General features: G+C 71.2%; 17 protein-coding genes, 1 pseudogene and 1 riboswitch. Of the genes and pseudogenes, 9 read left to right on the top strand and 9 right to left on the bottom strand.

Going from position 1 to position 22,333, the window contains the following annotated elements:
• Positions 1 to 543: 543 nt before the first annotated feature.
• Complete coding sequence (locus tag ABZ904_RS36415; protein WP_361828318.1) at positions 544 to 846, bottom strand: chorismate mutase; 303 nt, start codon at positions 844 to 846, stop codon at positions 544 to 546.
• Positions 847 to 1,154: 308 nt separating this feature from the next.
• Here ABZ904_RS36415 and guaA point away from each other — a divergent pair, with 308 nt between their 5' ends.
• Positions 1,155 to 2,735: a glutamine-hydrolyzing GMP synthase gene (guaA, locus tag ABZ904_RS36410; RefSeq protein WP_359398061.1), complete on the top strand. Its 1,581-nt coding sequence runs from the start codon at positions 1,155 to 1,157 to the stop codon at positions 2,733 to 2,735.
• 10 nt (positions 2,736 to 2,745) lie between these two features.
• Here the strand turns inward: guaA and ABZ904_RS36405 are convergent, their stop codons facing one another.
• Positions 2,746 to 3,222, bottom strand: coding sequence for a pyridoxamine 5'-phosphate oxidase family protein (locus ABZ904_RS36405; protein ID WP_359398105.1), 477 nt, complete (start codon positions 3,220 to 3,222; stop codon positions 2,746 to 2,748).
• Between the two features lie 218 nt (positions 3,223 to 3,440).
• Here ABZ904_RS36405 and ABZ904_RS36400 point away from each other — a divergent pair, with 218 nt between their 5' ends.
• The 3 genes from ABZ904_RS36400 to ABZ904_RS36390 all read left to right on the top strand — a co-directional run bounded on the left by ABZ904_RS36400 (position 3,441) and on the right by ABZ904_RS36390 (position 6,695).
• Positions 3,441 to 4,235, top strand: a complete 795-nt coding sequence (locus ABZ904_RS36400; RefSeq protein WP_359398059.1) for a class II aldolase/adducin family protein — start codon at positions 3,441 to 3,443, stop codon at positions 4,233 to 4,235.
• Positions 4,236 to 4,469: 234 nt separating this feature from the next.
• Positions 4,470 to 5,756: a hypothetical protein gene (locus tag ABZ904_RS36395; RefSeq protein WP_359398057.1), complete on the top strand. Its 1,287-nt coding sequence runs from the start codon at positions 4,470 to 4,472 to the stop codon at positions 5,754 to 5,756.
• 408 nt (positions 5,757 to 6,164) lie between these two features.
• Positions 6,165 to 6,695, top strand: a complete 531-nt coding sequence (locus ABZ904_RS36390) for a DoxX family protein (protein ID WP_359398055.1) — start codon at positions 6,165 to 6,167, stop codon at positions 6,693 to 6,695.
• 69 nt (positions 6,696 to 6,764) lie between these two features.
• On the opposite strand, the gene ABZ904_RS36385 is transcribed toward ABZ904_RS36390, so the two are convergent.
• Positions 6,765 to 7,007, bottom strand: a complete 243-nt coding sequence (locus tag ABZ904_RS36385; RefSeq protein WP_359398054.1) for a hypothetical protein — start codon at positions 7,005 to 7,007, stop codon at positions 6,765 to 6,767.
• Positions 6,994 to 8,244 (bottom strand): annotated as a pseudogene (locus ABZ904_RS36380) (PspC domain-containing protein); the annotation flags it as partial. The gene ABZ904_RS36385 and the pseudogene ABZ904_RS36380, both read right to left, overlap by 14 nt.
• A 680-nt stretch (positions 8,245 to 8,924) precedes the next feature.
• Here ABZ904_RS36380 and ABZ904_RS36375 point away from each other — a divergent pair.
• Entirely contained in the window at positions 8,925 to 10,253 is a 1,329-nt protein-coding gene (locus ABZ904_RS36375) for a PspC domain-containing protein (RefSeq protein WP_359398052.1), read from the top strand.
• On the top strand, positions 10,250 to 10,978 hold the full coding sequence (locus ABZ904_RS36370; RefSeq protein ID WP_360990657.1) for a response regulator transcription factor: 729 nt from the start codon (positions 10,250 to 10,252) through the stop codon (positions 10,976 to 10,978). The genes ABZ904_RS36375 and ABZ904_RS36370 overlap by 4 nt, the downstream gene beginning before the upstream one ends.
• A gap of 49 nt (positions 10,979 to 11,027) precedes the next feature.
• On the opposite strand, the gene ABZ904_RS36365 is transcribed toward ABZ904_RS36370, so the two are convergent.
• On the bottom strand, positions 11,028 to 12,083 hold the full coding sequence (locus ABZ904_RS36365; protein ID WP_361828311.1) for an NlpC/P60 family protein: 1,056 nt from the start codon (positions 12,081 to 12,083) through the stop codon (positions 11,028 to 11,030).
• Positions 12,084 to 12,515: 432 nt separating this feature from the next.
• On the opposite strand from ABZ904_RS36365, the gene ABZ904_RS36360 reads away from it, so the two are divergent.
• Positions 12,516 to 12,869, top strand: a complete 354-nt coding sequence (locus ABZ904_RS36360) for a hypothetical protein (RefSeq protein WP_359398046.1) — start codon at positions 12,516 to 12,518, stop codon at positions 12,867 to 12,869.
• On the opposite strand, the gene ABZ904_RS36355 is transcribed toward ABZ904_RS36360, so the two are convergent.
• Together ABZ904_RS36355 and ABZ904_RS36350 are read right to left on the bottom strand one after the other, a co-directional pair.
• Positions 12,847 to 13,821 (bottom strand): tellurite resistance/C4-dicarboxylate transporter family protein, encoded by a 975-nt coding sequence (locus tag ABZ904_RS36355; RefSeq protein WP_359398044.1) that lies wholly within the window; start codon positions 13,819 to 13,821, stop codon positions 12,847 to 12,849. The two genes, ABZ904_RS36360 and ABZ904_RS36355, sit on opposite strands and share 23 nt — an antisense overlap.
• Before the next feature lie 108 nt (positions 13,822 to 13,929).
• Positions 13,930 to 15,102 carry an NlpC/P60 family protein gene (locus ABZ904_RS36350; protein ID WP_359398042.1) on the bottom strand — a complete coding sequence of 391 codons (1,173 nt, stop codon included), beginning with the start codon at positions 15,100 to 15,102 and terminating at the stop codon, positions 13,930 to 13,932.
• Positions 15,103 to 15,110: 8 nt separating this feature from the next.
• A riboswitch (cyclic di-AMP (ydaO/yuaA leader) is annotated at positions 15,111 to 15,280 on the bottom strand.
• Positions 15,281 to 15,687: 407 nt separating this feature from the next.
• Here ABZ904_RS36350 and pcrA point away from each other — a divergent pair.
• The gene (pcrA, locus tag ABZ904_RS36345) at positions 15,688 to 18,192 is read left to right on the top strand and encodes a DNA helicase PcrA (RefSeq protein ID WP_360990666.1); all 2,505 of its coding nucleotides are present in this window, start codon (positions 15,688 to 15,690) and stop codon (positions 18,190 to 18,192) included.
• 57 nt (positions 18,193 to 18,249) lie between these two features.
• Here pcrA and ABZ904_RS36340 read toward each other — a convergent pair whose 3' ends face one another.
• Together ABZ904_RS36340 and ABZ904_RS36335 are read right to left on the bottom strand one after the other, a co-directional pair.
• Positions 18,250 to 19,860: a M23 family metallopeptidase gene (locus ABZ904_RS36340; RefSeq protein ID WP_360990669.1), complete on the bottom strand. Its 1,611-nt coding sequence runs from the start codon at positions 19,858 to 19,860 to the stop codon at positions 18,250 to 18,252.
• A 304-nt stretch (positions 19,861 to 20,164) separates the two neighbouring features.
• Entirely contained in the window at positions 20,165 to 21,031 is an 867-nt protein-coding gene (locus ABZ904_RS36335) for an alpha/beta fold hydrolase (protein ID WP_359398036.1), read from the bottom strand.
• Positions 21,032 to 21,721: 690 nt separating this feature from the next.
• Here ABZ904_RS36335 and ABZ904_RS36330 point away from each other — a divergent pair.
• Positions 21,722 to 22,138, top strand: a complete 417-nt coding sequence (locus ABZ904_RS36330; protein WP_359398034.1) for a cobalamin B12-binding domain-containing protein — start codon at positions 21,722 to 21,724, stop codon at positions 22,136 to 22,138.
• Positions 22,139 to 22,333: the final 195 nt, after the last annotated feature.

The following is a 22,333-nucleotide window of genomic DNA, read 5'->3' as shown; positions in this document are numbered from 1 at the left end:
CGCGCCCGAGGGCAAGCGAAGGGCCCCGCGGCGGGGTCCTCGCGTACGGCCGCACATGGCCGGGGGGCGAGAAGAATCCGCGGGGCCCTTCTCCGTCGGCACCGACGTCAGGGCAGCGTCGGTACCCGGAGCGGCGCCGGGGGGCTACGCCGCTTGTCTGTGTGACCGCTCGGGTGCGCCCGGCATGCTCGGGGCGCGCGCCTGGTGCCGACCGGGGAAGCCGGGTGCGGGAGCGGTGCGGTTGTCTGATTCCGCCGGTCGGCTCCGGGCGTCCCCGGAGCCGACCGTTCTCTGGTGACCGGGCTGCTGTCCCCTGCCGTCCGGTCACAACCCTGGGGCGAGGTCCCACGACGCACGGCTCGATCCGCACGTCTCATCGCCCCAGCGGAGCCACGCGTGGTTCTTTCGGGCCCGCCCCTGGCTGGCACGGACACCGAGAACAACGAAGTGCGCGTGAGACCGGTCACGCGCCGTACGGGTGAGAGGGCGTGCGAACGTGAGTGCGCCGGACGTCCGTCGCATCACGGGGTGGCCGGCCGGTCGTCAGACGCGGCCCCGGCACAGCTCGAGCAGGGTCATGGCGAGGGCGGTGCCCGGCTTGCCGAGAGCGTCCCGGTAGTGGCTGAGGATCTCCATCTCGCGGGCGAGGTTCACGCGCCGGCCGCCGGAGCCGATGCGGGCTTCCTGGATCACGCCGGAGACCGCCATGCGCTCCTGGATGAGGCCGATGATGCGGTCGTCGAGCGCATCGATGCGCTCGCGGGCGCCGGTGATCACATCGGCGGCCTCGGAGGTACGGGCGCCGGTCTTCTCGGTGGCCCTCTGCTCGGTGGTGGCGGTCGTCACGGGGATCTCCTCGGTGTCGGGATGAGGAGCCCCGGATCGGTACGGTCCGCAAACGTCAGGCGCCCCGGACCGTATCGGCCCGGGGCGCCTGGGAAGTCGCTTGTCAGTAGCTCAAGCAGCACGACCATGGCAGCCGGTGGGCCGGTTGCCATAGGTAAAGACGAACGCGTACTGGGTGAGCATGGACCCAGTATGCCCCGGGCACAGGCGGTGTCCAACCGGGGCCGGATGGTGAGACGGGAGGTGTCCCGCAAGCACCCCGTTAGAATCGGTACCGAGACCCCCGCCCCACCGCCGGAAGGCACCCTGTGTCATCAGCGACCTCCGCTGCCGCCGCCCCCGACACCGTCCTGGTCGTCGACTTCGGCGCGCAGTACGCCCAGCTCATCGCCCGTCGCGTCCGCGAGGCCCGGGTCTACAGCGAGATCGTGCCGAGCACCATGCCGGTCGAGGAGATGCTCGCCAAGAACCCGGCGGCCATCATCCTCTCCGGCGGCCCCTCGTCGGTCTACGAGGAGGGCGCCCCCACCGTCGACCGCTCCCTGTTCGAGGCCGGCGTCCCCGTCTTCGGCATGTGCTACGGCTTCCAGCTGATGGCCCAGGCCCTCGGCGGCAGGGTCGACAACACGGGTGCGCGCGAGTACGGCGGGACGGCCATGACGGTCTCGCGGCCGTCCTCCACCCTCTTCGAGGGCACCCCTGCCGACCAGTCCGTCTGGATGTCCCACGGCGACGCCTGCTCCGCGGCCCCCGAGGGCTTCACCGTCACCGCGTCCACGGACGTCGTGCCGGTCGCCGCCTTCGAGGACGACGAGCAGAAGCTCTACGGCGTCCAGTACCACCCCGAGGTCATGCACTCCACGCACGGCCAGCAGGTGCTGGAGCACTTCCTCTACCGCGGCGCGGGCCTGACCCCGACCTGGACCACGGGCAGTGTGATCGAGGAGCAGGTCGAGGCGATCCGCGAGCTGGTCGGCGACAAGCGGGCGATCTGCGGTCTGTCCGGCGGCGTGGACTCCGCCGTCGCCGCCGCCCTGGTGCAGAAGGCCATCGGCTCCCAGCTGACCTGCGTGTACGTCGACCACGGCCTGATGCGCAAGGGGGAGACGGAGCAGGTCGAGAAGGACTTCGTCGCGGCCACCGGCGTCCAGCTGAAGGTCGTCGACGCGGAGGAGAGGTTCCTCACCGCGCTCAAGGGCGTCTCCGACCCCGAGGAGAAGCGGAAGATCATCGGCCGTGAGTTCATCCGGGTCTTCGAGCAGGCCCAGGCCGAGATCATCGCGGACGAGGGTCCCGCGGTCGAGTTCCTCGTCCAGGGCACGCTGTACCCGGACGTGGTCGAGTCCGGCGGCGGTAGCGGCACGGCCAACATCAAGTCCCACCACAACGTGGGCGGCCTCCCCGAGGACCTCGAGTTCAAGCTGGTCGAGCCGCTGCGCAAGCTGTTCAAGGACGAGGTCCGGATGGTCGGCCAGGAGCTCGGGCTCCCGGAGGAGATCGTCCAGCGCCAGCCCTTCCCGGGCCCGGGCCTCGGCATCCGCATCGTCGGCGAGGTCACCAAGGAGCGGCTCGACCTGCTCCGCGACGCCGACGCCATCGCCCGCGAGGAGCTGACCGCGGCCGGCCTCGACCGCGAGATCTGGCAGTGCCCGGTGGTCCTGCTCGCCGACGTCCGCAGCGTCGGCGTCCAGGGCGACGGCCGGACGTACGGCCACCCGATCGTGCTGCGCCCGGTCTCGTCCGAGGACGCCATGACCGCCGACTGGTCCCGGCTGCCGTACGACGTGCTGGCGAAGATCTCCACCCGGATCACGAACGAGGTCCGTGACGTCAACCGCGTCGTCCTCGACGTGACCTCGAAGCCGCCGGGGACCATCGAGTGGGAGTGAGCCCCGCGGCTCACCTCCGCCGGACGGTGCGCACCGGCTCTCCGGGCTTCCAGATCTCGACGACCAGATAGGTGTCGTCCTCGACGTAGGTCCGTACGACCTCCGTCAGCTCGGTGCGGAAAAGGTGGAACGGCTCCGGCGGTTCCACCTTCTGCACATACGCGGCCCTCGTCTCCGCGTCCTCGACCTCGTGCGCCCGCCCGCTGATCCGCACATCACCGCCGCCCATCTCCGTCCCCGCCCCGGGATTCGCCTGGAGCGCGAGGCGCGGGTCGCGGCGCAGGTCGAGCGCCTTCAGCGAGTCCGGCATCATGCCCAGCCACAGCTCGCCGTTCAGGAAGCGGACCTCCATGCCGGAGGTACGCGGGGAACCGTCCTTGCGCAGGGTCGAGAGGACGTGGTGGGTGAAGGCGCCGAACCGCTCCTCGACGGTCCGGGCGAGATCCGGTGCGGCGGCGACGAATGCAGACCAGCTCACGGGGCCCATGGGGCTGACAGCGCTCATACGAAGGAGTCTCTCGTCTATACCCGACAACTTCTGTCAGGTATTTCGACGAGGGAGACGTGGCGTGCGACGGTGCCGGGAGCGACCGCGCCCCCACCGCGCGTAACGGTTGCGCACCACCTTCACTGAACGACCCTGTTTTCCTGCGGGGACCGGCGGTAACTTTCCGCTCCGTACAGGAACCCAGTGCTGGAGGACGAATGCACGGGCCGACCCCGCCGCTTCCACTGCCCACCGACCAGCTGCGGTTCGCCATGCCGCCGATGCACGAATCGGCGGCCGACGAACGGCAGCACCGCAAGGAGCGGCTGGCCGGAGCGCTGCGGATCTTCGGAAGGCTCGGATTCGAGGACGGGGTCTCCGGGCACATCACCGCTCGCGACCCGGAGTTCACCGACTGCTTCTGGGTCAATCCGTTCGGGATGCCCTTCCGGCACGTCACCGTGAGCGACCTCGTGCTGGCCAACCAGGACGGGCAGGTGATCGAGGGCAGCCACCACGTGAACCAGGCGGCCTTCACCGTGCACGCCCAGGTCCATGCCGCCCGCCCGGACGTCGTCGCCGTCGCCCACTGCCACTCGGTGCACGGGCGTGCCCTCGCGGCGCTCGGCGATCTGCTGGATCCCATCACCCAGGAGTCCTGCGCCTTCTACGAGGACCACGCCGTCTACGACGACTACACCGGCGTCACCGTGGACGCCGAGGAAGGCCGCCGGATCGCGACCGCGCTCGCCAGCCGCAAGGCGCTGGTCCTGCGCAACCACGGGCTGCTGACCGTCGGCGACTCGGTGGACGCGGCGGCCTGGTGGTTCCTGTCGATGGAACGCTCCTGCCAGGTGCAGCTCACCGCGAGGGCGGCGGGACGGCCGGTCCTGATCGACCACCGGCAGGCGGTGGCGACGCGCGAGCAGCTCGGCGGCGACCTGGTGGGCTGGATCAACTACCAGCCCCTGTGGCAGGACATCACCCGGAGCGAACCCGATCTGCTCAGCTGACAGCGGTTCCCCGGCCCGCTGAGGCGGGTTCCAGGCGCTCGCTGTGGTCCGCCGCGCGGATGGGCGGAGGCGGCTTCCGGGCGACGGTCAACCGGGGGCTCGCTGTTTCACCCCTCCTGACCGGACCTGGCGGACGCGGGGTCTGTTCCGTACGGCACAATGCGCTGTCATCGTCTGCCAGTTGCGCGGGCGGGGGCGGTTCGGCGAACTGGCGCGGGGAAGGCGGCAGCGGGCGTGGCGGTGCAGGAGGCGAGGCAGGGCGCGGGTGGCAGCGGCCCGGGTGCGCACGAGGGTGGCTGCACCTGCGGGGACTGCCCGCACGGTGTACGCGAGGGGCACCGGCGTGCGGTCGCCGAATTCCTCGCCAAGCGTGAGGAGTTCGCCTCCGGGCGGGGGTTGCCGGCGGCGGTCGCGCACTCCGCGTCCGCGTCCCGCCAGTGGGTGTCCGACGAGCTGACCCAGTCCGCCGACCTTGTGGCCGAGCGCGGCCGGGCCGACGGCGAGGCATGGCTCGGCCGGCTGTGGCGGCATACGGCGGCCTGGGTGTGGGGCGCGGTGGGTGTCCTGCTGCTGGCGCAGGCGCTGACGGCCATCGGCGCGGGGTGGACCCTGGCACGGACGGCGGGGCTGGTCGCGGCCGTGCTGGTGGGCGCCGCACTGACCGGCGCGGGGTATCTGCACCGGGCACGCGGCGGGGTGATCGCGCCCCTCGTCGGGGAGGACAACCGGCTGTCGACCTCGCGTGCGCTGGCGGCGAGCTGGGTGCTGTTCGTGGTGTACGCGGTGCTGGTGCTGGCCACCGAGCTGGCGGCGGCCTCGACGCACGACAAGCGCGATGCGCTGATCGCCGGGCTCGACCTCGCGCGCGGGGTGGGTGTGGTGTCCGTGGTCGCCGTGGTGTGCGGGATCGCCGTGGTGGTCCGGCGGGTGGTCGGACTGCGTGTGCTCGGCCAGCGTCTGCAGAAGGTACGCGCCGACCGGCCGCGGGCGGCGGACCTGCTGACCGACGACTCGGGGCGGGGCAGCTTCACGGACATCCAGTACGTCGTGATCAGCGCGGTCGCCCTGGTGTTCGCGGCGGTACGACTGGCCCGCCGTCCCGACCGGCTCCCGGATCTGCCCTGGGGCCTCGCCCTGCTGGTCCTGGTCTCGGCGGCCACCTACCTCGCCGGGAAGTACGCCGAGGGCGGCCGTCCGGTGATTCTCTCGGTGGTGCGAGCGCGGGAGGCGGGCGACCTGGACGCGCCGATCCGCACGGGCGACGACATCGAGATCCGCGGCGCCGGCTTCGTACCGCCCGGTGCCCAGAGAGCGGACCGGCTCGCCCGGATGGTGGTCCGCATAGGCGCGGTCCATGTCCACGTACCCCTCGTCCCGGTCGCGGGCGGCTTCAGCAACCCGACCGACTCGCTCCTGACGGTCCCGGTCCCGGCGGACGTCGAGCCCGGCAGGGTCGAGGTCCACGTGGTGACGGCCGCGGGAGTCGAGACGAACCCGGTGGCCATCGACGTCACGGAGTGACGACCACCATGACGCGGTGACGCGTCCTGCTCCAAGGCGAGCCGCAGTCGCTGCCGGGGCCGGGTCGGCGCCGCGTCGGCAGGTCCGGCCGCAGCGGCCGGCCGTCGGTCGAGTGGCCTAGGCCTGCGGTCTGAATATCGGCTGAGCTGGGGGATAGGTCGGCAGGGTCCCTTCCGCTGTCCCGGTGCGCCGCTGACGGATAGCCGCGGGTCCGCCCCAGTGCGGCGAGGCCAGGCGTGTGGCCCGACAGGGCCGGGCCGCTCGGAGCCGGCTGGAACGACCGGGGCCGGATGTCGCAAGCACGGAAAGCAGGAAAATTCAGCGCCCAGCAGTTGAGCGCGCGCCCCCGTTCCTACGTATGGTCTGTTGCGGAGTCAACGGCAGGGCGGGCGAGAGGCGGCGGACACGATGACTCACGGCATTCGCATGGACTCCCACACCTCCTATCTGGACGAGCGCCGCGACTGGCGGGACAGCGCCACGCGGTATGCGCTGCTACCTCTGCGCATCTTCCTCGGTGTCACCTTCATATACGCGGGCCTGGACAAACTCACCAGCAGTGCCTTCATGCACAGCTCGGGCGCCGGCTCGATCGGCGACCTGATGCACTCCGTACGGGACACCTCGGCGATCCCCGCCCTGGTCGACCTGGCGCTGAAGAGTCCCGTGGGCTTCGGTTACGCCATAGCCTTCGGTGAACTCGCCGTCGGCATCGGCACGCTCATCGGACTGCTGTCCCGCCTGGCGGCGTTCGGCGGTGCGCTCATCTCGCTGAGCCTGTGGCTGACCGTGAGCTGGGCCTCGAGCCCCTACTACTACGGCAACGACCTCGCCTATCTGATGGCCTGGATCCCCCTGGTGCTCGCCGGTGCCCCGGTGCTCTCCCTGGACGCGGCCATCCGTACCCGACGGCGGCAACGCGCGAACGCGTACCGGTAGGACGCGTGCTCCGGAGCCATCCGGGGCCAAACCCGACGGACCCACGCGTACTCCGGATCCACTCCGGAGCTACGGGGTCGTCGCTCCGTCCCGCTCGGCACGCGGTTTCCCGCGGACCGGGCGGGACCTGCGTAGCGCACGGGCCAGCAGGCCGCTCACGGCCGCGAGACAGAGGCCCCCGCAGATCAGTGGGACGAGCGCGAACCACGGCGTCGTCCAAGCGCCGTTCGCGTCGCCGAGGTAGACGACGCCCGCGCCGGTCAGGGCCATGCCGGCCACCAGCCGGCCGGGCTGGAACTCATGACGCAGCACGGGTCACCTCCACCTGTCCCAAGCCGACCTCCAGGCCGAGGCGGAGTGCGGCCGCCTTCTTCGTCCCCGGCACGGGATCGAGCGTCACCTGCTTGTGCCGGCCCGGTTCCACGTCCACGTCCTTCTCCGAATCACCCGGCAGCTGAATGTCGCCGATGCCTGTGTCGATCTTCAGCGCCACCGCGACGTCCTTCGGGACCACCACCTTCAGCCGGCCCACCCCGACCTCGGCCCGGGTCGTCACGGTCTCGCCCTTGGCGAGCCGCAGCCGGCTGAGGTCCAGGGTGCCGACGCCGGTGCCGAGGTCGTACTTCTCCCGGACGGCTGCCGCCGAGGCCGGTGCCCATGTCGTGCGCGTCCAGTGCGTGCTGATGTCCTTCGGCAGGGCCACCGACGCGGCGAGCAGCCCCGCCGTCACTATCGCGATGAATATCGAGCCCGCCCCGGTGCGCCCGAGGAAGGAGCTGATCGCGATTCCCACGCCGAACACGGCGAGCGCACTGGCCAGACCCGTCTGCAGGCTTGTGCCCAGCGCCTGGCCGTCCCAGGTCAGACCGGTGCCGAGACCGCCCGCCAGCAGGGCGAGCAGGAACACCCAGCCGCCGATCCAGCGCGGCCCGGGCAGCCTCGGCCGGTCCGCGTCCCGTGTCTGCTGGGCGTACGACGAGCCCCGGGGGCTGTCGACGGCCGCGGCGATGTCACGGCCAGGGGTGTCGCTGGGACCCCACAGATAGCCGGTGCCGCCCACGTGGGTGCCGTCCTTGACGATGGGGTCGCGCCACCAGGACGGGTAGGAGGCGGCAACGGGCGGCGCCGTGGCCTCCGGTGGGGCGTCGGCCACCGCCTGCGCGGCGAGCGGGTCGGGGTCGGTGGCGCCGCGCTGCCGTGACCAGAAGCCCGCACCGGCGAGGAGCAGGGACAGGATGGCGGCGAAGGTCAGCACCCCACCGTTCCTGAGCATCGACAGGAAGACTCCGCAGCCCACGAGCGCGAACAGAACCGCGGCCAGGCCCTGGCCGTCGACGCGGCCGGTCAGCAGCTTGCGGATCTCGTTCTCCTCCTCGTCCTCGTACGGGACGAGGAGCCAGACGAAACCGTAGAAGATGAGTCCGAGGCCACCTGTCGCGGAGAGCACCGCGAGCACGATGCGGAAGATCACCGGGTCCATGTCGCACTGCCGGGCCAGCCCGGAGCAGACGCCTCCCAGCATCTTGTACTGCCGGTCACGCCGGAAACGCCCATGACTCCGGACCGCGCCCGGGCCGGCACCCTCCGGGCCGTCCTCACGCCGGGGCCCGTCTCCGCGCCCGACAGGCCCGCCTCCGCCTTCTCCGGGGCCACCCGGGCTTCCCGGACCGCGTCCGGCTCCCGATGCCGGCCCAGGGGCGCCGAGGCCTTCGGGCCCACGTCCGCCTTCGGGTGCGCCTGGGTGCCCGGGTCCTACGGGACCTCCGGAGGGGCTCCCGCCGTCGGCGCGGTCACGGGCCGCCGTTCCGGTGGGTGCGTCCCCGGGCTCGCTCCGGCCCGGGCCCTGCGGTGCGCCGGTGCCGCCGCGGTCGTGCCCGTCGTGGACCGGAGCGCCCCCGAAGTTCTCCTCGTTCCGGTGCACGCCCGCATCCCCGTCCTTGGCCCGGCTCTCCCGCACGGCCGCATCCTGCCGCACGGTCGTGTCCCCGGGTGCGCGCGCCTCGCCCCTCACGGCGGAGCCCGGCCCGGCGCCGGGGCCGTGCCCCGGGCCGGGGCCCCGCCCCACTGCCGCGCGCCGCTGATCCGTCATGCGTCCATGGTCTCCGGCGCGGCGGCCCAGCGGCAGGCGGGACGACCCTGGCAGAACCCTGAAATCTGCCCCGACAGCCGGCGAGGGAAGTGTTCGATCGCCGAATTCGAAGATCAGGGGAGTCTAGGGGCCCGACCCTGATGTCCCGGTGCGCCGTACGTGTGACCATCAATGGCATGCCGGACGCCGCAGCAGGGCCCCTCGACGACCCGCGGCCGCCGCGCAAGCTCTACCGCAGCAGCGACGGACGCTGGCTCGGGGGCGTGGCGCGGGGGCTCGCCGGGCACCTCGGCCTGCCCGTGATCTGGGTCCGCCTCGTCTTCGTCGGGCTGATGACGGCGGACGGTCTGGGCGCGCTGCTGTACGCGGCGTTCTGGTTCTTCGTCCCGCTCGGCGTCGGCGGTGTCGACGACCGCCGTTCCCCGTCCCTGGTCGGCACCGAGACCTCGCCGGACGGCCGGCGAAGGCTGATCGCCCGCAGACCCGACCGGGGCCAGATCGTCGCCCTGCTGCTCATGGTCGTCGTGGCGCTGACCTTCGTGCGCAGTGTGAACGTCGGCGGCGCGGCCAAGGCGTACCTCATACCCGCCGTCCTCGTCGCCGCGGGTGTCGCCCTGGTCTGGCGCCAGGCGGACAACGCGCGGCGGGCCCGCTGGATGGAGGTCGGCAGCCGTCGGCGCACCCTGACCCTGCTCCGCGCCGCCGCCGGTGTCCTGCTGGTCACCGCGGGCGTCTCCGGCATCTTCGTGCTACAGGGTTCCGCGGCCCACCTCGGGTCGGTCCTGCAGGCGGCGCTCGCGGTCCTCGTCGGCGTCACGCTGCTCGCGGGCCCGTATCTCGTCCGGATGACCCAGGACCTGTCGGAGGAGCGCCTGATGCGCATCCGCGCCCAGGAGCGCGCGGAAGTCGCCGCCCACGTCCACGACTCGGTCCTGCACACCCTGACCCTGATCCAGCGCAACGCGGAGAACGCGAGCGAGGTGCGCCGCCTCGCCCGCGCCCAGGAGCGGGACCTGCGCGCCTGGCTCTACAAACCCGAGGGCACCGGCAAGGACGAGGACGAGGAGCCCGACACCCTCGCGGAGGCGGTCCGGCGCAACGCGGCGGAGGTGGAGGACAAGCACGGCGTGCCCATCGAGGTCGTCGTCGTCGGTGACTGCCCCCTCGACGAACGGATCGGCGCACAGATGCAGGCCGCGCGCGAGGCGATGGTGAACGCCGCCAAGTACGGTGGCGAGGGCGGTGCTGTCCAGGTCTACGCCGAGGTCGAGGGAAGGACGGTCTTCGTCTCCGTCCGCGACCGCGGCCCGGGCTTCGACCTCGACGCGATTCCCGCAGACCGCATGGGTGTCAGAGAATCGATCATCGGCCGTATGGAGCGCAACGGCGGAACGGCACGGCTGCGCGCCGTTCCCGGCGGCGGCACGGAAGTCGAGCTGGAGATGGAGAGGGTGGAGAAGACGTCATGAGCGACGCGAACGAGTCGGCCGGCCCGGCGGAGCCGGAGCGCGCGAGCGGGGGCGGCACGGAAGAGCGGCGCGTGCGGGTCGTGCTCGTCGACGACCACCGGATGTTCCGTACGGGAGTCCGGGCCGAGATCGGGCAGACCGAGCGGACCGGGGTCGAGGTCGTCGGCGAGGCCGCGGACGTCGACCAGGCGGTGAGCGTCATCACCGCCAGCCGCCCCGAGGTGGTCCTGCTCGACGTCCATCTGCCGGGCGGCGGCGGGGTCGAGGTGCTGCGGCGGTGCGCGCCCCAGATGGCCGACGCGGAGCAGCCGGTCCGCTTCCTCGCCCTGTCCGTCTCGGACGCGGCGGAGGACGTGATCGGGGTCATCCGCGGCGGTGCGCGCGGCTATGTCACCAAGACGATCACCGGCTCGGATCTGGTCGACTCCGTCTTCCGCGTGCAGGACGGCGACGCGGTGTTCTCTCCCCGTCTGGCCGGCTTCGTCCTCGACGCCTTCGCCTCGACCGACGCCCCGCCGGTCGACGAGGACCTCGACCGCCTCACCCAGCGCGAGCGCGAGGTGTTGCGCCTGATCGCCCGCGGTTACGCCTACAAGGAGATCGCCAAGCAGCTGTTCATCTCGGTGAAGACGGTCGAGTCCCATGTCTCCGCGGTCCTGCGCAAGCTCCAGCTGTCGAACCGGCACGAGCTGACACGCTGGGCGACGGCACGACGGCTGGTGTGACGGCCCCCGCGCCGCGGCCGGCTCGGTGTGCGGCTGACGGGCGGGCGGCTCACACCACCCGGGTGGCCCCGGCGAACGGCATCAGGTCGATCGGTGCGAGCCGGACCGGCGCCGACGGATTGGGCGCGTGGATCATCTGGCCGTTGCCCACGTAGATGCCCACGTGGCTGACCCCCGAGTAGAAGAACACCAGGTCGCCGGGGAGGAGTTCGGCGCGCGAGACACGGCGTCCGGCGCCGATCTGGGCGTACGTCGTCCGCGGCAATGAGATTCCCGCCGAGCGGTACGCGGCCTGCACCAGGCCGGAACAGTCGAAGGCGTCAGGACCTGTCGCACCCCAGACATAGGGGCTGCCGAGCTTGCTGTACGCGTACGCCAACGCGGCCGCCGCCCGTGGGCCGGGGGCCATCGCGGTCGACACCGCGAGCGGCACCGGCCCCAGGTCACGCGCCGCGTCCCGCGACGCCCGCCCGTCCACGCCGAGCGCGGCCCGCTCGCTCCACGTCAGCCCGGCCAGCAGTTGCCGCGCCTCGCCCAGCTTCTCGGTGATGGTCCGCTTCTGCCGGCTCAGCTCGGCCTGCCGCGACTTCAGGGAGGCCAGCTCCACCCGGGCCGCCCCGCGCAGCTGCTCGATCTCCCGCAGCTGCGTCCGCACCCGCTTTACGGCTGCCGCCTGCCGGCCGTCGAGCCGCTCGGCGAACGCCGCGTCATCGAGGTAGCGCCCCGGATCCGAGGAGAGCAGGAGCTGTACCGAGGGGTCGATGCCTCCGTTGCGGTACTGCGCCGCCGCGGCCGAGCCCAGCGCCTCACGTGCCGAGTTGAGCCGGTCCGTCCGGCGGGCCGCCTCGTCCCGCAGCACGTTGAGCCGTTGCTGGGTCTGGGCCGCCTTCTCCTTCGCCCCGTCGTACTTCTCGGTGGCGACCTCCGCCTCCCGGTACAGCTTGTCGACCTTGGCCTTGACCTGGGCCGGGGAGAGCGGGGGCTCGGCGTGCCCCGTTCCGTCGAAAGCCGTCGCGGTCGCCGCTCCCGCGAGGGCGATCGTGGCGGCGGTGCGGGCGGTGTTGCCGCCGAGCGAACGCTGTCTGGGCTTGCGGTGCGCTGCCACCTGACGTCCCGTCCTTTCGTACGACCGCCGGGGCCGGGGCCCCGGCGGTTCGTGCGTCCGGCGGCGGCCCGCACAGGGGGAACGGGCCGCCGCCGGACTTCTCGGCGGTGGTGTCCGACGGCCGCCCCTGGCCCGGGCGGCGGTGGGGAGCCGGTCACCTGGTGGAGGACGTTAAACCTCACCGTGACCGTCTTGTGACGCAAAGTACGGAAGTGACCCGACTGGACTGATGGTGACCGTATGTGAGCGTTATCCCGGCATGGCTGGGCCGACATCACGCTCTGCGATGACCGATGCGGCGGTTCCGGGAGCGGGAGAGTCGATGGAGTGCTATGGGGCGCATATATGCGTGATCCAGGGGCCGTGTGAGCGGCCTGACATCCGCGGGGCCGGTGTCAGGGGCCCTGCGCACCCCTGATTAGGCTCCGCCCCATGGACGTACTCATCCATCTCTTCGTCGGCCTGCACATCGTCGGCATCGCCGCGCTCCTCGGCGGCTTCCTCACCCAGATGAAGGCGATGGGCCGGGGCACCGCCCGCTTCGTGCCCGGCATGCTGCACGGGGCGCTGACCATGCTGGTCACCGGCGTCGTCCTGGTCGGCCTCAACCAGGCGGACCACCACTCGGTCAACACGTTCAAGATCGGTGTCAAACTGGCCCTGCTGATCGTGATTCTCGGCCTGGTCTACGTCAAGCGGGACGAGGAGAAGATCGACAAGGGTCCCTTCGCCCTCGTCGGTGCGCTGACCACCGCGAACATCTTCATCGCGGTGCTCTGGACCTGAGGCCTCCCAGGATCGACGAGACCGCCCCGGCGAGGACCACGCACCAGACGGCCACCGCGATCCACAGCAGGACCTCGCCGAGGCCGCGCAGCCAGGACACCCCGCGGGTGGCGGCGACCGACAGGCTCGCCACCGCCGTCATCCCCAACGGGAAGACCGTCGACCAGCGCCGCGTGTCATAGCGCAGCCGCGGCCGGAGCAGCTCGGCCACCGCCAGCACGCAGTAGAAGACGAGGGCGAGGACGAGGAGGGCGAGGGTGACTGCCCGCAGGACGTTTTTGTCGTCGTTGCTCCAGAGATAGCGCCCGCTGTGCCCGGCTGCCACGAGCCGGGACCCGGCCAGCGCGGAGATGGCGAGCGCGCCGCCCGCGATCCAGTGGTCTCCGGCACCGGTCGCCGTCTGCCGCAGGTCGAAGCACCGCAGCCCGATCAGGTAGAACACCAGCCCGAGCCAGAAGAGCACCAGCGCCGTGTGCACGAGCCATGCCGTCCCCACCGTCGCCCCGAGCAGCGCCGCGAGCACGGCGACCCCCTGCGTGGCCACGCACCCGAGGAACACGGCCCCGGGCATAGGCCGCTCCCAGCGCAGTGCGACCGGGAGGAGCAGGCCCACCCACAGCACGAAGGCCAGCGCGAGAAGTGCCTCGGCGAGCGGCCGCCCGCCCTGCATGGACACTCCCGTGCCCAGCGTGGCGGTCGCCGCCACAGAGGCGAGCGCGGCCGCCGTGAGAGCCTGCTGAGCCCACCGGTCGCGCTCCCACAGCACCCGTACGCCGACGTCGACGACGAGCCCCAGCCAGGCGGCGGCCGTCAAGGCGAGGGCGATACGGGAGAGGACCCCGTACCCGGTCAGATGCAGCCCGACCGACAGGATGCCGGTCGCCATCACGGCGGCCCCGGTGGCGGGCGGACGCTGTGTCCACCAGGTGCGGAGCTCGGAGGTGCCTGACATGCGCCTGATGCTAGGGACGCACACGCGCGATGCGTACGGGGCACGCGCGCGGGAGGGCCGAAAACAACCCCACGCGCGCGTGCCCCGTACCGGAAAGGGAAACCGGCCTCAGCCGGGCCGCACCACGCTGTGGATGATCGAAGCGCCGCCGTAGTAGACCGACTCCTCGCGGACGTACGCGCCGGGCTTCGGGGCGTGGATCATCATGCCGTTGCCGATGTAGATGCCGACGTGGCTGATGTCGTCGTAGAAGAAGATCAGGTCACCGGGCTGGGCGTCGGTGAGCGAGACCGTCGTGCCGGCGTTCACCTGGTCGTACGTGGTGCGTGGGAGCGACACCCCGGCGGCCTTCCAAGCGGCCTGGGTCAGCCCCGAGCAGTCGTACGAGTCCGGTCCGGTGGCGCCCCACACATAGGGCTTGCCGATCTGGGCCCGGGCGAACGCCAGGACCTGGTCAGCCTTCGTCGCGTTCGAGGAGCCCGTGGCGGACGTGTCCGTCGAACCGGTCGTAGTACTCGGCGTGCTCGACTGCGCCTTCTGCTGAGCCGCCTGACGCTGCGCGGCCTCTCGCTGTGCCGCCTGCTGCCGTGCCAGCTCTTCCGCCTGGCGCTGAGCCTCTTCCTGCTTCTTCTGCTCGATCGCGGCGAGTCGCGCCTTCTCCTCGGCGGTCAGATCCGAGAGCAGGTTCCGTGCGGCGGCGAGCTTCGTCTGGATGGTCGTCTTGCTCGACCTGAGGGTCTGCTGCGACTCCGTGAGCGTCTGCAGGCTCTGGGTGGCCTCGCGCCGCTTGTCCATCGTCGCGGCCTGGTCGGTGGTGTACTCGTCGACCGCCTGCTTCTGGCGACTGGTGAGCCGGCCCATCAACTGGGTCTGGTCGAAGTAGTCCTGGGGCGAGTCGGCGAGCAGGAGCGTGGCCGTGTCGGGGGCCGCCGCCCCCGTGCGGTACTGCGCGGCGGCGAACGAACCCAGCTTGTCCCGCGCCTCGTTGAGGCTCTGTGTGCGTCTGGCGACGTCGTCCAGGAGCGTGTCGACGCGCTTGCGTTGGCCGGCCGTCTTCTCCTTGGCGGCGTTGTACTTCTCGGTCGCCGACTCGGCCTGGCGGTAGAGGTCGTCGACCTTTTTCTCGACCTCTTCGATGCTCGGCTTGCCGTCGGTGGAGGGCGCGGCGTTGGCCGTCTGGGAGAGCAGGGCCACGGAGGTGAGGGCCGCCGTCGCGAGGGCGGGGGTCCGTATGCCTGCGATGCGCGTGCCTGAGGGGCGGGCCTTGCGGTGCGGCGCCATGGGAGGCGACTCCTTCCGTACTCCGCCTACCGAGTTAGCTGTCGGGTTCGGGCGGGTGGTTCGGAAGGCGTGCCCTACGGCCTTGCCCCGAAAGGCGGTCGGCCGATTCACCCCGGGATCGGGTGGGTCCCCGGCTCCGGCTGCCGCGAGGGCGCACCGGACTCGGCGGAAGCCGCGCGACCCGGCGACCTTCGCCGGTGGGGGTCGTACGGCCCGCCGGGAACGGTAGCCAACTGATGTGGTCCGTGTGAAGGTTGATGTTCGATATGCCCGATACATTTTCGTGACCTGGCTCATGAATCCGTCGGCCCGTGGTCAATATGGGCAGGTCTGTGATGAGTTGACTCGTTCCTGACGCGGCTGCCGGAGGGGTGTCGTCTTCCTGTCCGCACGGGCTCGAGCGGGGCCCTGGGCAGGCATGTCCGCCCCATGCGATCCGTTTCCGCTGGTGACCGATCGATCCCGGAAGGTGACGGAGTCCTTGTGGCCGAATTCGGAAGATCATCCGTCGGGGAGCCCAGGCGGGCCGGTGTGTTTCCCGGGCGGCGGTCGGTTGTCGGTCGGGCGGCCTAGACTCGGAGAGCGATGAGCAGCCTCTTTGACGACAGCTTCCTGGCGGACCTCAAGGCCACCCCGGCCGCTGAGGAGCAGCCCCCGCCACCCGAGGACGATCACGCTCCGGAACCGGTTCCGGACGATCTGTTCGGCGGGCGTTTCGACGTACCCCCGGACCGTGAGGCGTACTACAGGGACGGCGCGCCCCGCCCGGTCATCGACCCCCAGGCACTGCTCCAGGGGCTCAACGAGAACCAGCGCGCGGCCGTTGTGCACGCCGGCTCCCCCCTGCTCATCGTGGCCGGCGCCGGCTCGGGCAAGACCCGTGTGCTGACGCACCGCATCGCCCATCTGCTGGCCGAGCGCGGCGTCCACCCCGGGCAGATCCTCGCGATCACCTTCACCAACAAGGCCGCGGGCGAGATGAAGGAGCGCGTCGAGCACCTCGTCGGCCCGCGCGCGAACGCGATGTGGGTGATGACCTTCCACAGCGCGTGCGTCCGCATCCTGCGCCGGGAGAGCAAGAAACTCGGCTTCACATCCTCCTTCTCGATCTACGACGCGGCCGACAGCAAGCGGCTGATGGCGCTCGTCTGCCGCGATCTGGACCTCGACCCCAAGCGGTACCCGCCGAAGTCCTTCAGCGCCAAGATCTCCAACCTGAAGAACGAGTTGATCGACGAAGAGGACTTCGCCGCGCAGGCCGCCGACGGATTCGAGAAGACCCTCGCCCAGGCGTACGCGCTCTACCAGTCCAGGCTCCGCGAGGCGAACGCGCTCGACTTCGACGACCTGATCATGACGACGGTGAACCTGCTGCGCGCCTTCCCGGACGTCGCCGAGCACTACCGCCGCCGCTTCCGCCACGTCCTCGTGGACGAGTACCAGGACACCAACCACGCCCAGTACGCCCTCGTCCGGGAGCTCGTCGGCACCCGTGAGCACCCCGTGGACGTACCGCCCGGCGAGGACGAGTTGCAGCCGGCCGAACTGTGCGTCGTCGGTGACGCCGACCAGTCGATCTACGCCTTCCGCGGCGCGACCATCCGCAACATCCTCCAGTTCGAGGAGGACTACCCGGACGCCACCACGATCCTGCTGGAGCAGAACTACCGCTCCACGCAGACGATCCTGAGCGCCGCCAACGCGGTCATCGAGCGCAACGAGTCCCGCCGCCCGAAGAACCTGTGGACCAACGCGGGCGCGGGCGCGCGGATCACCGGCTACGTCGCCGACACCGAGCACGACGAGGCCCAGTTCGTCGCCGAGGAGATAGACCGCCTCACCGACACGGGCGAGGCGAAGGCGGGCGACGTCGCCGTCTTCTACCGCACGAACGCCCAGTCCCGTGTCTTCGAAGAGATCTTCATCCGCGTCGGCCTGCCCTACAAGGTCGTCGGCGGCGTCCGCTTCTACGAGCGCAAGGAGGTCCGGGACGTCCTGGCGTATCTGCGGGTGCTGGCGAACCCGGAGGACTCCGTGCCGCTGCGGCGGATCCTGAACGTGCCGAAGCGGGGGATCGGCGACCGTGCCGAGGCGATGATCGACGCCCTGGCCCAGAGGGAGAAGATCAGCTTCCCGCAGGCGCTGCGTCGCGTGGACGAGGCGTACGGCATGGCGGCCCGCTCGACCAACGCGGTCAAGCGGTTCAACGCGCTGATGGAGGACCTGCGGACGATCGTGGAGTCCGGCGCGGGACCGGCCACCGTCCTGGAAGCCGTCCTCGAACGCACCGGCTATCTGGCGGAGTTGCAGGCCTCGACGGACCCGCAGGACGAGACCCGCATCGAGAACCTCCAGGAACTCGCCGCCGTGGCCCTGGAGTTCGAGCAGGAGCGCGGCGAGGGCGCCGCCGGAGCCGCCGCACCGGGCGGCACGCTGGCCGACTTCCTGGAGCAGGTCGCCCTGGTCGCCGACTCCGACCAGATCCCCGACGAGGAAGAGGGCGGCGGTGTCATCACGCTGATGACCCTGCACACCGCGAAGGGCCTCGAGTTCCCCGTGGTCTTCCTGACCGGCATGGAGGACGGCGTCTTCCCGCACATGCGCGCGCTCGGCCAGACCAAGGAGCTGGAGGAGGAGCGGCGCCTGGCGTACGTCGGCATCACCCGTGCCCGGGAACGGCTGTACCTCACGCGGTCGGCGATGCGCAGCGCCTGGGGCCAGCCCTCGTACAACCCGCCCTCGCGCTTCCTGGAGGAGATCCCGGACCAGCACGTGGACTGGAAGCGGAAGGGTGCCATCTCCGCCTCCGTGCCGACGGGCCCGCTCTCGGGTGTGGCGGCCTCGCTGTCGTCCTCCCGGTCGCGGTCCTCGGCCGCAGGCGCGTCCGGGTTCGCCACCAGGCGGGGCGGTGCGACGGAGAGGCCGGTCGTCTCCCTGGCGGTGGGAGACCGTGTCACCCACGACCAGTTCGGCCTGGGCACAGTCGTCGGGGTGAAGGGCACGGGCGCCAACGCGGAGGCGACGATCGACTTCGGGGAGACCAAGCCGAAGCGGCTGCTGCTGCGGTATGCGCCGGTGGAGAAGCTCTAGTCCGCGGGTCCGAAGAGGGAGCCCTCGCCGAACGGCGGGGGCCCGGCGGGGGGCGGGTCAGGTCGGGTCCAGCCCGTGGCTGCGCAGCCACGGCAGCGGGTCTACCGCGGCGCCCCCGCCCGGCCGCACCTCGAAGTGCAGGTGTGGTCCGGTGGAGTTGCCCGAGTTGCCGGAGTATGCGATCGGATCGCCGGCCTTCACTGTCGTCCCGCTCGCGACCCGGTAGCTGGAGAGGTGGCAGTACCACGTCTCCGTACCGTCCTTCGCGGTCACGATCATCATGTTGCCGTACGCGCTGTTCCACTGCGTGCGGACCGTGCCGTCGGTCGCGGCCATCACCGTCGTGCCGTACGAGACCGGGAAGTCGATACCGGTGTGCACGGACATCCAGTTGATACCCGCCTGCCCGAAGTAGGCGCTGAGCCCCTTCTGCAGGACCGGCAGGACGAACTTCGGACGCAGCCGCTCCTTGAGTGCCGCCTCCGCCGCCGCCTTCTTCAGCTCGGCCGCCTGCTGGGCCTTGAGGTCGATGCGCTCCTGCGTGCGGCTCGCCCGGTCGGCGAAGTCGTTCGCGCCCGCGGAGAGGCTCTGGAGCTGCGAGTCCAGTTTGATGTTGGCGGCGGACGGTTTCACCGGAGTGGCGGCGGAGGCGCTCGTCGTGCCGGTGTCCTCTCCGCCGGTGCCGACGGACGCCGCGGCGATCCCGGCGACTCCCATCACGCACACCGACGGTACGGCGACCGTCAGCAGTGCGGAACGCCTCGCGGGGGGACGGCGCCGGGACCGGTTCGCGCCGCGGGAGGCGGCACGCGGTGCCGGGACCGGCGCGAACTCCTCCTGCTCTTCGAGCAACGGGGCGTCATCGGCTGCGTCGTCCGCCGGTCCCTCGTCGTCGGCGGTTGTGTCCTCGTACGGGAAGTCGTCGAAGGACTCCGCCGCTTCGAAGGTCGCGGTGGCCTGCTGGTCGAACTGCTCGGCGTGGTCGAACGCGTCGGCCTGGTCGAACTGCTCGGCATGGTCGAACGCGTCGGCCTGGTCGAAGGACTCCGGGACCGCGTGCTCGAAGGTGGCCGTCGCGGCCGCCGCCTCGGTCTGCTGGTAGTGCGCCTCGTGCTCGGTGGTGGCGCCCGAGTTCCACTGCGTGGCGTCGTAGGCACCCGTGTCGTAGGACTGCGTGCCCCACTCCCACTGCTGGGTCGGGTCCGCCTGCCGGCCGCCCTCGAGCCAGGCTTGGGCGTCCCACTGGCCGGTGCCGTCGGTGGGCGCGGCCTGCGCGGGGATTCCGGCGAGGTGCTGGTAGCCGGCCGCCCAGGCCGATGTGTCATGGGCGCCGGTGTCGTACGCGGCGTAGTGCTGGGCGGCGTACCCGTCGTAGTGCGCCGTCTGGTGCGTGCCGGTGTCGAGGCGCGTGTGGGCGTCGGCGGACCACTGAGTGGCGTCGTAGGAGCCGGTCGAGCCGCCGCCCGGGAGGTCGCCGAAGAGGGGGTCGGTCGCGAAGCTCGCGGTCGCGTGGCCACCGGCGCCGTAGGCGGCCGCGGTGGTGTCGGCGTACGTGGTGAAGTCACCGTACTGGCCGCCCTGCCCGCCGTACGACGCATAGTGCGCCGAGGAGGCATCGGAGGCCGGAGCCGAGGGAGTTGCGGTCCCCGACGGGTGACGGTCGTTCACCAACTTCTCTTTCGCCTCGACAGCAGGGGCTGGCAGAGCAGTGCGGTGACTGTACCCGGCGGTATGCGGGCGCGACAATCTTCTGCAGGTTTCCCTCCGGCAGGAAACGGGCATTCGGCCGTGTTTCGGCGGCTAAAGGCAAGGCTTTGGCTCTTCGTTCGATGAATGTTCGAGGTTGTGAGGGTGTCCGGGGGTTGTCCGACAGCTGTATCGCGGCTGTGCCAGGCGTGGTTGAGGGCTGTGCTCCGGCCGGGGGAGGACCGGATCGTGCCGGCCGCCGTGGACAGTGGCCGCGCCCGGGGGGCTACGCCACCGTGAGGCCGCCGGTGGGGGCCGCGGCCGTTCCCGGCTGCTCGAGGTCCAGTGCCTGCCGTATCCCGGCCGCGACCGTGGGGTGCACGGGCAGGGCGAGATGGCCGATGCCACTGACCCGTATGTTCTGCGCGAGCAGGTCCGGGTGGTCGACGCAGGCCGTCTCCAGCGGATCCATGAGGGGATCGAGGTCGCTCCAGAAGCTCACGAAGTGCGTGCGGCAGCCGGGGGCCGGTTCACGCAACTCCTGGATCAGCTCGGAACCGGGGCGCATCTGGCGGACGATCGGGTGTGCGTTGGCGAGCGGCGCCACCCGGGTGCCCGAGTGCGGCGTACCCAGCGTGACGAGCGTGCGGACGTGGAGGTCGCCACCGAGGCGCTGCACGTAGTACCGCGCGATCAGTCCGCCCAGGCTGTGCCCGACGACGTCCACCTGATCCTGTCCGGTGCGCTCGCAGATCTCCTCGATGTGGCGGCCGAGAAGCTGGGCGGCGGTCCGGATGTCGCAGGTCAACGGAGAGTAGTTCAGCGACTCGATGTGCTGCCGTCCGTGCTGGGTGAGGTTGCGGCGCAGCAGGACGAAGACCGAGCGGTTGTCGATGAACCCATGGAGGAGGATCACCGGGGGTTTGGCCTTGGTCGGCAGCGTGGCGGTGTCCGGAGGGAGTGCCAGCGGCTCCGCGTGGCGCTCCTGGATGATTCCCGAGGGGTACAGGAGCAGATGTCCGGCGAGTATCGCGAGCTCCAGGGCGGTCGCCTTGAGGAGGGCTATGGAAAGTCCGGCCAGTCTGCTCGGGAACAGGCGCTGGCACAGCGGAAGCAACGGCTGCAAGGGCTGTACTGCCCTGGTAACCATCATGGCCGACCTCCCGTCGGCACACCGAGGACGCCTCTGTCCCCCGTGAGCCCTTGTGGAAAGCCGAGTGGCGGTGGCCTGCGGGGCCGGTGCCGCGGGTTCGCCGTGCCGCCGATGCGGCACGTACGGCGCCGGTGATGTGACGGGCGCCTTTTCGTCGCGATGACGCGACCTGGGCCGCCCGTGTGGCGCGGTTCCCGTCCTCCTCGTACGGGTCTGGCTCCCCGCTGTCGTGCCCTTGCACATCCATTCGCCGAGGAGCCCCACCACCACGGCGCCCCGCCGGCGATACGGTGATGCGGCCGCCTCGTTGCGGCTCTCCTTGCGCACGATCTCCTCGGTGCACGGCGCGCGAGCCGCCGGTGAATGCGGCGCGTGTGCCGCGGAGAGGGGAGACCCTGCGCGGCGAATGTGTCCCACTGTGTGATTTCCCCCTCGGTCTGCACCGTGAAACTGCCGGTTGCGGGATGCTGGCGATAACGTTCGTTCACTTCCCGGGTCGGTACGACGCGGGGCGCCTGTGCCGTGAGGTGCGCTGTGCGCCTGTTCTGCGGGACCGTAGGGGCGGGCGGAACCGCCCGTTTGCCGGTGCGGTACCGCCGACCGTGCGGTCCGCGTGTCCGCCGGTGCGGTGATGTGGCGGCAGGGCGGTAGATCGGTACAGGGTGGAGTAGTCGCTTCATGGAGGCAGTGATGGGTGTGGCAGCCGGTCCGATCCGCGTGGTGGTGGCCAAGCCGGGGCTCGACGGCCACGATCGCGGAGCCAAGGTGATCGCGCGGGCGCTGCGCGACGCGGGTATGGAGGTCATCTACACCGGCCTCCACCAGACTCCCGAGCAGATCGTCGACACGGCGATTCAGGAGGACGCCGACGCGATCGGTCTGTCGATCCTGTCCGGCGCGCACAACACGCTGTTCGCCGCGGTGATCGCGCTGCTGAAGGAGCGCGACGCACAGGACATCCTCGTCTTCGGCGGCGGCATCATCCCCGAGGCGGACATCCCTCCGCTGAAGGAGAAGGGCGTCGCGGAGATCTTCACGCCCGGGGCGACGACCGCCTCGATCGTGGACTGGGTGCGGGCGAACGTCCGCCAGCCCGCGGAGGCGTAACGCTCCGCGCACGGCGCCGTTTCGCCCCGGGGGCGGGCGGCGCCGTTTCGTGTCTCCGGCCGCGGGGGACCACGTCCGCCATCGGTGTGCCGCCGTTCGAGTGATTCCGGCTCGGCGGGCGGAGGGCCCCAGCGCCTTCGGCTCTGGTGGTCCCGGACCCGTCCGTCCGCCTTCGGCTCTGGTGGTCCCGGACCG

The sequence above is a fragment of the Streptomyces sp. NPDC046900 genome, assembly GCF_040644975.1.
In the GTDB taxonomy this organism is placed as follows: domain Bacteria; phylum Actinomycetota; class Actinomycetes; order Streptomycetales; family Streptomycetaceae; genus Streptomyces.
This window is presented reverse-complemented; position numbering and strand designations above follow the sequence as displayed.